The following is a 12,402-nucleotide window of genomic DNA, read 5'->3' as shown; positions in this document are numbered from 1 at the left end:
GGCGACCCTTTCGCGCCATCAGGACGCCGCCGGCTTGTAGCTCGGATCCAGATGTTTCAGAAAGTCGCGCACCTGTGCCTCCAGATACGGATTGGCCGACCCATGGTCCCGGTCGGCCATTCTTTCCTGGTGCCAGGTCATCGACTTGACCAGCTTGCCACTGGACGTGTCGAACACGCGGACGTTGGCGACGTAGCTCACGATCGGCAACCCGCTCGACCCAGCGTCGAGGGAGTTGCTCACTGAAGCCATCTCAGGCGCGTAACGCACGGTGATCAGGTAGGGCGTATCGGCGGATGGCGATACGGGGTCGGCCGGAAAACGCGCCGCCTCATCCGGGGTGAGCGAATGCACCGTCACCTGGCGGTCGTCAGCCCAGTGACCGAACATCTGCTCGATGATCTCGCACTGGACCGTCTTGCTGACGCAGGCAAGGTAGAACGAGAAGCGTGGCGCGCCGTCGTCCTTGAACAGCTGCACGCTCGACCCGGCGCGTGCCGGAGTGCTCATGCCCTGCAACAACAGCAGGCCCAACATGCTCCATGCCAACGTCCGACTACGCATGACACGTTCCTTGTTCGCTGGGTAGCCGCCGCGACACAGGGGCATCGCGGCGTGGAATCACTTCTGCTTGGTGGGTCGCTGCCATCCATTCAAGGTGACCTGGCGCGCGCGTGCCAGGGTGAGCTCGCCCGCGGGCGCGTCCTTGCCGATGACGGAACCCGCGCCGATCGTCGCGCCGGCACCAATGGTCACCGGTGCCACCAGCGCACTGTTGGAGCCGATGAAGGCGCGGTCGCCGATGGTGGTGAGGTGCTTGTTCACGCCGTCGTAGTTGCAGGTGATGGTGCCGGCGCCGATGTTCACGCCACTGCCGACGACGGTGTCGCCGAGATAACTGAGGTGATTGGCCTTGCTGCCTTCGCCAAGCGTGGCCTTCTTGGTTTCGACGAAGTTGCCGATGTGCACGCCGGCAGCCAGTTCGGTGCCGGGGCGCAGCCGCGCAAACGGGCCGATGGTGCAGGGGCCATGCGTCACCACACCTTCGAGATCGCAGTGCGCCTGCACGATGGTGCCGGCGGCGAGGGTGACGTTCTTCAGGCGCGTGAACGGGCCGATCTGTACGTCGTCGCCGAGCACCACGGTGCCTTCGAGGATGACGTCGACATCAATTTCCACGTCCATGCCGGCACTGACCTTGCCGCGCACATCGATGCGGGTGGGATCGGCGATGCGTACGCCATCGAGCGCCAGCGCCTTGGCGGTGCGCGTGCGGTACTCCGCTTCAAGCTCGGCGAGCTGCCAGGGATTATTGGCGCCGGCCGCTTCGTATTCGTCATCGCACTCCACGCAGGCCGCCGCGCGGTTTTCGTCGGCGGCCATGGCGAAGATGTCGGTAAGGTAATACTCGCCTTGCACGTTGTTGCGGCCGAGTCTGGACGTCCATCGCTTCAGCGCGACGGACTCGGCGGCGACGATGCCGGTGTTGATCAGGTTGATCGCGCGCTGCGTTTCGTCGGCGTCCTTTTCCTCCACCACCGCGCGCACGAGGCCGTTGCCGTCGCGCAGCACGCGGCCATAACCGAAGGGATTGGCCACGCGGGTGGCCAGCAGGCTGACGGTGCCTTCTGCACCCACCAGCTTTTCCAGCGTCTGGGCGCGGGTCAGCGGCACGTCACCGTACAGCACCAGCACCGACGCATCGTCCGGCACGTCGAGCAATGCCTCGCGCACGGCATGCCCCGTCCCCAGCCGCTGCGACTGCAGCACCCAGCGCAGATCGTCCTGCCCCTCGAACGCCGCGCGCACCTGCTCGCCACAGTGGCCATACACCACGTGGATCACCTGGGGTTTCAGCGCCCGCGCAGCATCGAGTACGTGCGCCAGCAGCGGGCGGCCGGCCAGCGGCATGAGCACCTTGGCCTTCTTCGACTTCATGCGCTTGCCTTCGCCGGCGGCGAGGACGATGACGTGCAACGGGGCGTTCTTGAGCATGGGGCAAGCCTGTTTTAGCTAACGGCGGAGGATAACAGCCGGAGCACGCCCTTCCAGAGGCCTGAGGAAGCAGGTCATGTGGCTATCTCGGGGCATGCGGTGACGCCGAGGCATCGGCGACCGGCTTGCCGTCCTTCCAGGCGAAACGAAATACATAGTCCATGCTGAACGGACGCTCTTCGCTGCCGACTTGATGGGTGTTGCCGTTGGCGTCCGCAGCCCACTGGCTGACGTGCAGGGGCGCGAACACCCATTGCATGGCCGCGGCCCGCACCGCTTCGTCGAACAGGCGCGTTTCGGCATCGACCTGCGCCTCGTCGGCGATACGGACTTCGGTGACCTTGCCCGCTTCATCCACGATCAGTCGCGCTTCCACTTCATGTGGCGGCAGTTGTCGATCGAGCAGCGAGGGAGGATAGGTAGGCGCAGGATGTTCCCGGGGCGTGGCGCCGGTCGCGACCTGGCCCAGCGCGAGCTGGTAGTGCTTGAGATCGTCCTTGGCCACCGCGTGACAAGAGGTGTCACCCTCCGTGGTGGGCCTGGCTGGCGCCGCTGGCGGCGTGCTGACGCAGCCCGCCAGGACGAAGCCCAACCCGCCCATGCCCATCCATTGGGCTAGCGCCCAACCGCCACGGTACGTCGCGTCCATGTCCACGCCTCCCTGTCGATAGGGAGCAGCATAAACAAAAACGCCGGCCCAGGGCCGGCGTTCTGCGGGGCGTTACCCAGCAAGCGCGCTTAGTGCTTGAGCGTCTTGCGCAGGCGCTCCAGCGCCTGCAGCTGGGTGATGGCTTCGGCCAGCTTGGCCTGCGCCTCGGCGATCTCGACCGCGTCGGTGCGATTGGCCAGCGCGTCCTCGGCTTCCTGCTTGGCGCGCTGAGCGGCAGCTTCATCGAGGTCGGACGCGCGCGCGGCGGTATCCGCCAGCACGGTGACGACCTGCGGCTGCACTTCCAGGATGCCGCCGGACACCCAGAACTGCTGACGCTCGCCGTTGCCCAGCACCACATCGACGTGGCCCGGCTTCAGGCGGGTGATCAGCGGCGCGTGGCGGGGCGCGATGCCCAGTTCGCCCATCTCGCCGGTGGCGACCACGAGCTGCGCTTCGCCGGAGAAGATCTCGGCTTCGGCGCTGACGATGTCGACACGGAGGGTATGACTCATGACGGTATTCCGGTGCGTTTGAAGCAGTGGCGATAGAGCAGTTGACTCTTAATCAACTGCTCCGAGCGCCGTCACAGGATCAGGCCGCCTTCTTGGCGCCCATTTCCTCGGCCTTCTTGATGGCTTCGTCGATGCCGCCGACCATGTAGAACGCCTGCTCTGGCAGGTGGTCCACGTCGCCGTCCACGATCATCTTGAAGCCGCGGATGGTTTCCTTCAGCGGCACGTACTTGCCCGGCGAGCCGGTGAACACTTCGGCCACGTGGAACGGCTGCGAGAAGAAGCGCTCGATCTTGCGGGCTCGCGACACGGCCTGCTTGTCGTCTTCCGACAGTTCGTCCATGCCCAGGATCGCGATGATGTCCTTGAGCTCCTTGTAGCGCTGCAGCGTGCCCTGCACGCGGCGGGCCACATCGTAGTGCTCGGCGCCGACGATGCCCGGATCGAGCTGGCGGCTGGTGGAGTCCAGCGGGTCCACGGCCGGGTAGATACCCAGCGAGGCGATGTTACGCGACAGCGTGACGGTCGAATCCAAGTGCGCGAAGGTGGTGGCCGGCGACGGGTCGGTCAGGTCGTCCGCGGGCACGTACACGGCCTGGATGGACGTGATCGAACCGGTCTTGGTCGAGGTGATGCGCTCCTGCAGGACGCCCATTTCCTCGGCCAGCGTCGGCTGGTAACCCACGGCGGACGGCATACGGCCGAGCAGCGCGGACACTTCGGTACCGGCCAGCGTGTAGCGGTAGATGTTGTCCACGAACAGCAGCACGTCCTTGCCCTTGCCGTGCTCGTCCTTCTCGTCGCGGAAGTACTCGGCCATGGTCAGGCCGGTCAGCGCCACGCGCAGACGGTTGCCCGGCGGCTCGTTCATCTGGCCGTACACCATGGCCACCTTGTCGAGCACGTTGGAGTCCTTCATCTCGTGGTAGAAGTCGTTGCCCTCGCGGGTACGCTCACCCACGCCGGCGAACACGGACAGACCCGAGTGCGCCTTCGCGATGTTGTTGATCAGCTCCATCATGTTCACGGTCTTGCCCACGCCGGCGCCGCCGAACAGGCCGACCTTGCCGCCCTTGGCGAACGGGCAGACCAGATCGATGACCTTGATGCCGGTTTCCAGCAGGTCGTTCGAGGTCGCCTGGTCAGCGTAGCTCGGGGCTTCGCGGTGGATGACCCAGTGGTCCTTGGTGTCGATCGGACCGGCTTCGTCGATGGGGCTGCCGAGCACGTCCATGATGCGGCCGAGGGTGGCCTTGCCGACCGGCACCTTGATGCCTTCGCCGGTGTTGCGGGCCACGAGGCCACGCTTCAGGCCGTCGGTGGAACCGAGGGCGATCGTACGCACGATGCCGTCACCCAGCACCTGCTGGACTTCCAGCGTGATGTCGGTGCCGTCGATCTTCAGCGCGTCGTAAACCTGCGGCACCCGGTCGCGTGCGAATTCCACGTCGATAACCGCGCCGATGATCTGTACAACTTTGCCCTGGCTCATGGATGTGCTCCGGATGGATCTTTTAGTGTTTGGACTACTCGCGCCCTGTCACGGTCGCGTGGTTTTAGTGAAGAGTGCGGCCATGGATGGCCGCCCTTTTGATCTTCGCGCTCATGGATGAGCGCACTTATACCGCTGCGGCACCGCCGACGATTTCCGAGATTTCCTGGGTAATCGCGGCCTGACGCGCCTTGTTGTAGATCAGCGTCAATTCGCCGATCACCTTGTTGGCGTTGTCCGACGCCGCCTTCATGGCGACCATGCGCGCGGCATGTTCGCTGGCGAGGTTTTCCAGCACGCCCTGGTACACCACCGACTCGATGTAGCGAGCCAGCACGAACTCCAGCACGGTGGCCGCGTCGGGTTCGTAGATGTAGTCCCAATCGTGCTTCTGCTCGAGCTTGAGGCCGGCGACCGGGAAGTCCGGCGAATTCGGCTTGCCCTCGCTGCTCACCATTTCCTGGGCCACCACCGGCAACGGCAGCAGCGCGTGGATCGACGGCTTCTGCGTCATGGTGTTGACGAAGTCGTTGTGCGCCAGGAACACGCGATCCAGCTTGCCGCCGGTGTAGGCGTCGAGCATTACCTTGATCACGCCGACCAGGTCTTCGACCTTGGGCTTCTCGCCAAGATGGGTGGCGCTGCCGATCAGGTTCACGCCCTTGATGCGGCGGAAGAACTGCACGGCCTTCTGGCCGACGGCCACGACGTCGATCTCGGCGCCCTTGTCCTGCCACTCGCGGATGACCGGGAGCAGGCGACGGAACAGGTTGGAGTTCAGACCGCCGCACAGGCCACGGTCGGTGCTGACGACCAGGAAGCCGACGCGCCGGACCTTCTCGCGTTCCTGCAGGAACGGATGGCTGAAGTCGGTGCTGGCCTGGGCCACGTGCGCGATCACCTTGCGCATGGCGCGCGCATAGGGACGCGAGGCCTTCATCAGATCCTGCGCCTTGCGGATCTTCGAGGCCGAGACCATCTCGAGCGCGCGCGTCACCTTGCGCATGTTCTGCGTGCTCTTGATCTTGGTTTTGATTTCGCGTCCGCTTGCCACGTTTGCCTCAACCTAGTGGGTTAGTGCGATCCCGGCTCTTCACCGGAGTGCGGTGCGGCCGCATGGACGGCCGACCACCCTGTTACTGCTTACCAGCTGCCGGTCTTCTTGTACTCGTCGAGCGAGGACTTGAAGGTGGCTTCGATGTCGTTGTTCCAGTCACCGGTGGCGACGATCTTCTTCATCAGTTCGCCGTGGTTCTGGTGCATGAAGGCGTGCAGGCCCTTCTCGAACGGCAGCACCTTGTTGACCGGCAGGTCGTCCAGGTAGCCCTTCTCGGCGGCGTACACCGACAGTGCGAGCTCGGCGATGGACAGTGGCGCGTACTGCGACTGCTTCATCAGCTCGGTCACGCGCTGGCCGCGGTCCAGCTGGGCGCGGGTGGCCGGGTCCAGGTCCGAAGCGAACTGCGCGAACGCAGCCAGCTCGCGGAACTGCGCCAGGGCCAGCTTCACGCCACCGGACAGCTTCTTCACGATCTTGGTCTGGGCGGCACCGCCCACGCGCGACACCGAGATACCGGCGTTCACGGCCGGGCGGATGCCGGCGTTGAACAGGTCGGTTTCCAGGAAGATCTGGCCGTCGGTGATCGAGATCACGTTGGTCGGCACGAACGCGGACACGTCACCGGCCTGCGTTTCGATGATCGGCAGCGCGGTCAGCGAACCGGTCTTGCCCTTCACTTCGCCGTTGGTGAACTTCTCGACGTACTCCGCCGAAACGCGAGCGGCACGCTCGAGCAGGCGGGAGTGGAGATAGAACACGTCACCCGGATAGGCTTCGCGGCCCGGCGGGCGCTTGAGCAGCAGCGAGATCTGGCGGTAGGCCACGGCCTGCTTGGACAGATCGTCGTAGATGATCAGCGCGTCTTCGCCGCGGTCGCGGAAGTATTCGCCCATGGCGCAGCCGGCGTACGGCGCGATGTACTGCAGCGCGGCCGACTCGGAAGCCGAAGCCACCACCACGATGGTGTTGGCCAGCGCGCCGTGCTCTTCGAGCTTGCGCACCACGTTGGCGATCGACGAGCGCTTCTGGCCGATGGCGACGTAGATGCACTTAATGCCGGAGTCTTTCTGGTTGATGATCGCGTCGATGGCCAGCGCGGTCTTGCCGGTCTGGCGGTCGCCGATGATCAGCTCGCGCTGGCCACGGCCGATCGGGATCATCGAGTCGACGGACTTGTAACCGGTCTGCACCGGCTGGTCGACCGACTGGCGCCAGATCACGCCCGGCGCGACCTTTTCGATCGGCGAGCTGGTCTTGGCGTTGAGCGGGCCCTTGCCGTCGATCGGGTTGCCGAGGGAGTCGACCACGCGACCCAGCAGCTCCGGACCGGTCGGCACTTCGAGGATGCGGCCGGTGGTCTTGGCGGTGTCGCCTTCGCGCAGGTGCTGGTATTCGCCCAGCACCACGGCGCCGACCGAGTCACGCTCGAGGTTCAGCGCCAGGGCGAACGAATTGCCCGGCAGTTCGATCATTTCGCCCTGCATCACGTCGGCCAGGCCGTGGATGCGCACGATGCCGTCGGACACGCTGATGATCGTGCCTTCGTTGCGTGCTTCCGCGCCAAGCTTGAACTGCTCGATGCGGGTCTTGATCAGTTCGCTGATCTCGGACGGGTTCAGAGTGGTGCTGGACATGGGTCGATATCCTGGAATTTGAGTCTTTTTTGAAGAGTCCAGCCATGGATGGCTGGTTTTTGCTCTTCGCGAAACGGACTTCGCTTAAATACTTATGCCGTCAACGCGCGGGTCATGCGCGACAGACGTCCGCGGGCGGAGCCGTCGATCACTTCGCTGCCGGTGTCGATCACGACGCCACCCAGCAGCGATGCATCGACCTGGGTATCCAGTTCGATCTCGCGCTTGAAGCGACGCTTGAGCGATGCCTTGAGCTGCTCGGCCTGCGCGGCGTCCAGCGCGAACGCGCTGGTCACCTTGACCAGCAGCTGCGACTCGGACTCGCGCTTGTACTGCTCGAACAGCTCGGCGATTTCCGGCAGCAACGCCATACGACGGTGCTCGGCCAGTTCGCCCAGGAAATGGCCGAACGGCGTATCGGCGCCCATGCCCTGGGGCAGGTGCAGCGCGACGAGCTGTTCCGGCGACACGCGCGGATCATTGCCGAAGCCGGCCACGCGCGCGTCCTTCGCCACTTCCGCGGCGAAGGCCAGCGCCTGCGACCATGCGCCCAGCGAGCCGGCCTCGTGGGCCAGCTCGAAGGCAGCACGCGCATAGGGGCGGGCGAGGGTGATTGCCTGGGCCATGACTTAGATCTCGGCCACGAGCTGGTCGAGCATCGCCTTGTGGGCGTTGGCGTCGACTTCGCGCTGCACGATCTTCTCGGCGCCCTGGACGGCCAGACGGCCGACCCAGCCACGCAGTTCCTCGCGCGCACGCAGCTGCATGCTCACGATTTCCTCAGCGGCGTTGGCCTTCACGCGGTTGGCTTCGCTGACCGCTTCGGCGCGAGCCTTGTCCACGATCTGGTTGGCCTGGCTCTGGGCGCGCTCGATGATCTCGTTGGCCTGCTGACGGGCCTGCTTGATCTCGTTGGCGACCTTGGCGTCGGCGTCCTTCAGTTCGGCGCGCGCCTTTTCGGCGGCGGCCAGACCATCGGCAACCTTCTTCTGGCGCTCTTCAATCGCATGATTGAGCTGCGGCCAGATGAACTTGGTGGTGAACCAGACCAGGATGGCGAAAGAGACCATCTGGCCCAGGAAAGTCAGATTGATATTCATGAGCTTTCCAACTAACTCCGGTAACGCGTTAAACCGCCGATCGCCGTAGCGCGTTCACGCTACGGCGACTGTCTCTGAGCCGATTAGTGACCGGCGACAGCCTGGATGGCGGACAGCAGCGGGTTCGAGAAGGCGAACAGCAGCGCCACGGCCAGACCGATAATGAACGCAGCGTCGATCAGGCCGGCGAGCAGGAACATGCGGCCCTGCAGCAGCGGAACCAGCTCCGGCTGACGGGCGGCGGACTCGAGGAACTTGGAACCCATGATGGCGATGCCCAAGCAAGCGCCGAGAGCGCCGAGGCCAATGATGATGCCGATGGCGATGGCGGTCAGGCCCTGCACATGGGTAAGAAGTTCGGCGACGTTCATGGAATTCTCCTGTGGATCTTTCTAAAGAGTGATAAAGGCAAAGCGGTTTAAAGCGGAACCGGATGAAACAAAAACCTCAGTGATGCTCACGCGCCGTGGCGATGTACACGATGGTCAGCATCATGAAGATGAATGCCTGCAGCAGGATGATCAGGATGTGGAAGATCGCCCATGCGGTGTTGAAGATCACACCCGGCAGGAAGCTGATCCAGCCCGCGAACAGGCCCGCGATCAGCATGAACACCAGCTCGCCACCGTACATGTTGCCGAACAGTCGCATGGCGAGCGACACCGGCTTAGACAGGTATTCAACGACGTTGAGCAGGAAATTGAATGGCACCAGGATGGCGACGACGACCGGGTTGTGCGCGTGGAACGGCGCGGTCATCAGCTCCTTGCCGAAGCCCAGGCCACCCTTCGCCTTGATGCCATGACCCAGCACGATGAAGAACACGACCAGGGCCAGGCCCACGGTGGTGTTGATATCGGCGGTCGGCACCCAGCGGAAGAAGGTGTGGTGAGCCGTTTCGACGCCAGCGGCGGTCTTCACCGTCCAGCTCGGGGCGTCCAGCGGCAGCAGGTCCATCGCGTTGAGGAAGGTCACCCACATGAAGATCGACAGCGCCAACGGGGTCACCGTGCGGCGGTCACCGTGGAAGGTGTCCTTCACCTGGGTGTCGACGAACTCGACGATGAGCTCGACGAAGGCCTGGCCCTTGGACGGCACGCCCGAAGTGGCCTTGCGGGCCATCAGCCAGAACCACAGGCAGAACACCGCGCCCAGCAGGAAGGCCACGAGGATCGAGTCCACATGGATCTTCATGAAAGGAGCGTCACCCAAACTCACCACGTTGTGGTGAAGGTGATGCTGGATGTATTCGGTTAGTCCGCCCTGCGGCTCGCTTGCCATGTGTTAGCCCTTGAATCTGAACGCCAGCAGATTTATTGCGTAAGCAGCCACCAGCCCCGTGATGGCAGCTAGTGGCGGTAATTTCCATTGACCCAGGATCGCGACGAGCCCTCCGCCGATCACGATCCATTTCAGGACCATACCTGACATCACGCGCCACATCGTCATGCCGCCGCCACCCAGCCCCCCGAAGGTGCGCCACGCCAGAAGCGCGGTACCCAGCGCCACGAGTGTGGCGCCTGCAGCGGCCGCCAAAGCTTGGCGCGGCCCCTGCAAAAGGAAGGTGAGAGCCAGAGCCCCCGCCACGGCAAGCTGCAGCAAGATAATGCGCAGCGCCAGACGACGACCGGAAGCAAGACTGTTGATCACGTGACGTTCCCGCGCGGCTTCGCTCTAGGCGGCACCGAACCAGCTACGGGCCACGGTCCAATCTCAAAAAGTATATCAGCGAGGCATTTACAGCGACAAGCCGCGCTTGCCGCGACATGTTGTCAAGCGGCGAATTTGTTCACAAAGTGATTGGATCGTGAGAAATCGCGGATAGAAAAAGGGCCGGACATCCGTCCGGCCCTTTGACGCAACTGGGGGGAAGAAGCGCTGCGTCTGCAAACGGCCTTACTTGGCGGCAGCGGCAGCGGCCTTCTTGACGGCCGCAACCGGCGCCGACACGGCGTCGTTGGCAGCCTGCTGCTGTTCCTGCACGAGCGCGCTGAGCGACTCGGCGGTCTTCTGCGTGACGGCGATGATTTCCTGGGTCACGGACACGGCACGCTCAGCGTTCTCACGACCAGCGGTGGTGGCCTTTTCCCACAGGGCACGCAGACCGTCGACATCACGGGTTTCGAGGGCACCACTGATGAACTGGGCGGCGGCTTCGGACTGCTTTTCCAGCGCGCGGATCTGCAGTTCGGCGACCTGCTCCAGACCCTTCAGGGCCACGGACTGGGCCTTGAAAGCGCTGTCGGCCAGCTGCTTGGCGTAAGCAAAAACCTGAGCGTTCAGTTGCTGCGTCATGACTTGGTCCCTCGACGGGAATAGGGGTGGTGACGCCTACCCTATCAAGGCATTTTGTGCGTTGCAATATATTTTTTCTGAATGGATCGATTTTACTTAAAAACTTCAAGATTACCAATCCATTACAGTTCTACGCCAAAATATTGCAACGCGTCAAAAGCTGTCACGGCTACAACTGGCGCCCGACGTGCAGGTCTCGTGCACGACCACCTTGTCCAGGCCAGGCAGCGAAGGCTGCAGGCGCTTGAAGATCCAGCGGCAGAGCATCTCGCTGGTCGGATTCTCCAGGCCCTCGATGTCGTTGAGGTAGTGATGGTCGAGCTGCTCGAACAGCGGGGCGAAAGCGGCCTTCACGTCGGCGAAATCCATGACCCAGCCAAGCGTGGGGTCGGGCTCGCCCTCAACGTGGATTTCGATGCGGAAGGAATGGCCGTGCAGCCGCGCGCACTTGTGGCCCGGCGGCACGTTGGGCAGCCGATGCGCGGCCTCGATGTGGAATTCTTTGAAGATGTGCATACACGTATTCTAGCGCGTCGCCTCGCGCACCCTCCGCTTGCCGCCACCTCAACGGAATCCACGCCAGCGCGAACGCGCCAGCCTCCGTCACGATCGGGCGCGGCCAGCCATCCATGGAGATGGAGGTACTCGATACGAGGATGGGCATCAGCTCGGACGCGGTATTCCGCGCGCAGTGCAAACGCGCAACGCCACCAGGCAAACAGGAAATGCACCCGTGGAAGCCACGCGAGGCGAACGACCGCGCCACGGCTCGCAAGAGCCGCAAATAAACAGGAAAACGGGGGATTTGACGCAATGGTGGCTATGGGTGGACTCGAACCACCGACCCCAGCATTATGAGTGCTGTGCTCTAACCGGCTGAGCTACATAGCCTTGGGTGCCGCCCGCCAGGGATGCCGACATGGCGTCGGTAAGGCGGGGCCCGGCAGTGTAGTGGGCTATGCCTTCCGGTTCAAGAGGTCCGGTTGTCCCGCCTTCCTGCGCGTGCTTGAATGGGCTCCAGAGCCATGGCGGATGTGAGTCGTCCGTCGTACCCGCCCGGCTTCAGGAGGCAACATGATCGACGTCGATGGCTATCGCCCCAATGTAGGCATCGTTCTGCTCAATGCGGACGGCCAGCTGTTCTGGGCGCGCCGCGTCAATCGTGATGGCTGGCAGTTCCCCCAGGGCGGCATGCGCAGCGACGAGACGCCGCTGGAGGCGATGTACCGCGAGCTGGAAGAGGAAACCGGCCTGGCCCCGCACCATGTCGAGGTGATCGGCGCCACCCGGGGCTGGCTGCGCTACCGCCTGCCCAGCCGTTATGTCCGCCACCACCAGCATCCCACCTGCATCGGCCAGAAGCAGGTGTGGTTTCTGTTGCGCCTGGTGGGTGAGGAAGACGATCTGCGCCTGGATGCCTGCGAGAAACCGGAGTTCGATCATTGGCGCTGGGTGGATTTCTGGTACCCGGCGGCGCACGTGGTCAACTTCAAGCGGCAGGTCTATGAGCGCGCCCTGCGCCATTTCGCGCCGCTGGTGGAATCCCTGCTGAGCGTCGAGCTGGGCGAACTGCCGCAGCGCGACGGCCCGCATGTCGGCGATGGTCGCCGCAAGGGCAAGGCAGCGGCCTGATCCCCGGGCCACGCCGCCCCCTTCGCTTCG

15 protein-coding genes and 1 tRNA gene are annotated in these 12,402 nt (G+C 63.9%); 1 reads left to right on the top strand and 15 read right to left on the bottom strand.

All coding sequences use genetic code 11. The features are described 5' to 3' along the window. Positions 1-18: 18 nt before the first annotated feature. From HY57_RS04020 to HY57_RS03950, 15 genes are all read right to left on the bottom strand, one after another. Complete coding sequence (locus tag HY57_RS04020) at positions 19-564, bottom strand: hypothetical protein (protein ID WP_144240764.1); 546 nt, start codon at positions 562-564, stop codon at positions 19-21. Between the two features lie 57 nt (positions 565-621). Further along, positions 622-1,995, bottom strand: a complete 1,374-nt coding sequence (gene glmU, locus HY57_RS04015; RefSeq protein ID WP_019465537.1) for a bifunctional UDP-N-acetylglucosamine diphosphorylase/glucosamine-1-phosphate N-acetyltransferase GlmU — start codon at positions 1,993-1,995, stop codon at positions 622-624. A gap of 82 nt (positions 1,996-2,077) precedes the next feature. After that, entirely contained in the window at positions 2,078-2,644 is a 567-nt protein-coding gene (locus HY57_RS04010) for an energy transducer TonB (RefSeq protein ID WP_235186610.1), read from the bottom strand. Positions 2,645-2,733: 89 nt separating this feature from the next. Next, entirely contained in the window at positions 2,734-3,159 is a 426-nt protein-coding gene (locus HY57_RS04005) for a F0F1 ATP synthase subunit epsilon (protein WP_019465539.1), read from the bottom strand. 79 nt (positions 3,160-3,238) lie between these two features. After that, a complete protein-coding gene (gene atpD / locus HY57_RS04000) occupies positions 3,239-4,651 on the bottom strand; it encodes a F0F1 ATP synthase subunit beta (protein ID WP_019465540.1) in 1,413 nt (470 codons plus the stop codon). Between the two features lie 127 nt (positions 4,652-4,778). Continuing rightward, on the bottom strand, positions 4,779-5,705 hold the full coding sequence (gene atpG, locus HY57_RS03995; protein WP_019465541.1) for a F0F1 ATP synthase subunit gamma: 927 nt from the start codon (positions 5,703-5,705) through the stop codon (positions 4,779-4,781). A gap of 89 nt (positions 5,706-5,794) precedes the next feature. Beyond that, on the bottom strand, positions 5,795-7,345 hold the full coding sequence (atpA, locus tag HY57_RS03990; RefSeq protein ID WP_019465542.1) for a F0F1 ATP synthase subunit alpha: 1,551 nt from the start codon (positions 7,343-7,345) through the stop codon (positions 5,795-5,797). A gap of 92 nt (positions 7,346-7,437) precedes the next feature. Further along, entirely contained in the window at positions 7,438-7,971 is a 534-nt protein-coding gene (locus HY57_RS03985) for a F0F1 ATP synthase subunit delta (protein WP_019465543.1), read from the bottom strand. Between the two features lie 3 nt (positions 7,972-7,974). Beyond that, on the bottom strand, positions 7,975-8,445 hold the full coding sequence (locus tag HY57_RS03980; RefSeq protein ID WP_019465544.1) for a F0F1 ATP synthase subunit B: 471 nt from the start codon (positions 8,443-8,445) through the stop codon (positions 7,975-7,977). 83 nt (positions 8,446-8,528) lie between these two features. Next, positions 8,529-8,816, bottom strand: coding sequence for a F0F1 ATP synthase subunit C (gene atpE / locus HY57_RS03975; RefSeq protein ID WP_019465545.1), 288 nt, complete (start codon positions 8,814-8,816; stop codon positions 8,529-8,531). 76 nt (positions 8,817-8,892) lie between these two features. Beyond that, a complete protein-coding gene (atpB, locus tag HY57_RS03970) occupies positions 8,893-9,726 on the bottom strand; it encodes a F0F1 ATP synthase subunit A (protein WP_019465546.1) in 834 nt (277 codons plus the stop codon). Between the two features lie 3 nt (positions 9,727-9,729). Further along, positions 9,730-10,095, bottom strand: a complete 366-nt coding sequence (locus HY57_RS03965) for an ATP synthase subunit I (RefSeq protein WP_019465547.1) — start codon at positions 10,093-10,095, stop codon at positions 9,730-9,732. Positions 10,096-10,341: 246 nt separating this feature from the next. Further along, positions 10,342-10,740, bottom strand: a complete 399-nt coding sequence (locus tag HY57_RS03960; RefSeq protein WP_019465548.1) for a phasin family protein — start codon at positions 10,738-10,740, stop codon at positions 10,342-10,344. A gap of 153 nt (positions 10,741-10,893) precedes the next feature. Beyond that, entirely contained in the window at positions 10,894-11,256 is a 363-nt protein-coding gene (gene queD, locus HY57_RS03955; protein WP_019465549.1) for a 6-carboxytetrahydropterin synthase QueD, read from the bottom strand. Between the two features lie 298 nt (positions 11,257-11,554). Continuing rightward, positions 11,555-11,631: transfer RNA gene (locus tag HY57_RS03950), tRNA-Met, on the bottom strand. A gap of 183 nt (positions 11,632-11,814) precedes the next feature. Here HY57_RS03950 and HY57_RS03945 point away from each other — a divergent pair. Then, entirely contained in the window at positions 11,815-12,372 is a 558-nt protein-coding gene (locus HY57_RS03945) for an RNA pyrophosphohydrolase (RefSeq protein WP_019465551.1), read from the top strand. Positions 12,373-12,402 lie beyond the last annotated feature (30 nt).

It is taken from the genome of Dyella japonica A8, assembly GCF_000725385.1.
Classification (GTDB): domain Bacteria; phylum Pseudomonadota; class Gammaproteobacteria; order Xanthomonadales; family Rhodanobacteraceae; genus Dyella; species Dyella japonica_C.
The sequence above is the reverse complement of the archived record's forward strand: the minus strand, read 5'-3'. Positions and strand labels throughout refer to the sequence as shown.

What these genes read in the sequence shown, in the direction of transcription:
- HY57_RS04020 (WP_144240764.1), bottom strand. Translation starts at nt 564, where the DNA reads ATGCGTAGTCGGACGTTGGCATGGAGCATGTTGGGCCTGCTGTTGTTG.
- glmU (WP_019465537.1), bottom strand. Translation starts at nt 1,995, where the DNA reads ATGCTCAAGAACGCCCCGTTGCACGTCATCGTCCTCGCCGCCGGCGAA.
- HY57_RS04010 (WP_235186610.1), bottom strand. Translation starts at nt 2,644, where the DNA reads ATGGACGCGACGTACCGTGGCGGTTGGGCGCTAGCCCAATGGATGGGC.
- HY57_RS04005 (WP_019465539.1), bottom strand. Translation starts at nt 3,159, where the DNA reads ATGAGTCATACCCTCCGTGTCGACATCGTCAGCGCCGAAGCCGAGATC.
- atpD (WP_019465540.1), bottom strand. Translation starts at nt 4,651, where the DNA reads ATGAGCCAGGGCAAAGTTGTACAGATCATCGGCGCGGTTATCGACGTG.
- atpA (WP_019465542.1), bottom strand. Translation starts at nt 7,345, where the DNA reads ATGTCCAGCACCACTCTGAACCCGTCCGAGATCAGCGAACTGATCAAG.
- HY57_RS03985 (WP_019465543.1), bottom strand. Translation starts at nt 7,971, where the DNA reads ATGGCCCAGGCAATCACCCTCGCCCGCCCCTATGCGCGTGCTGCCTTC.
- HY57_RS03980 (WP_019465544.1), bottom strand. Translation starts at nt 8,445, where the DNA reads ATGAATATCAATCTGACTTTCCTGGGCCAGATGGTCTCTTTCGCCATC.
- atpE (WP_019465545.1), bottom strand. Translation starts at nt 8,816, where the DNA reads ATGAACGTCGCCGAACTTCTTACCCATGTGCAGGGCCTGACCGCCATC.
- atpB (WP_019465546.1), bottom strand. Translation starts at nt 9,726, where the DNA reads ATGGCAAGCGAGCCGCAGGGCGGACTAACCGAATACATCCAGCATCAC.
- HY57_RS03960 (WP_019465548.1), bottom strand. Translation starts at nt 10,740, where the DNA reads ATGACGCAGCAACTGAACGCTCAGGTTTTTGCTTACGCCAAGCAGCTG.
- queD (WP_019465549.1), bottom strand. Translation starts at nt 11,256, where the DNA reads ATGCACATCTTCAAAGAATTCCACATCGAGGCCGCGCATCGGCTGCCC.
- HY57_RS03945 (WP_019465551.1), top strand. Translation starts at nt 11,815, where the DNA reads ATGATCGACGTCGATGGCTATCGCCCCAATGTAGGCATCGTTCTGCTC.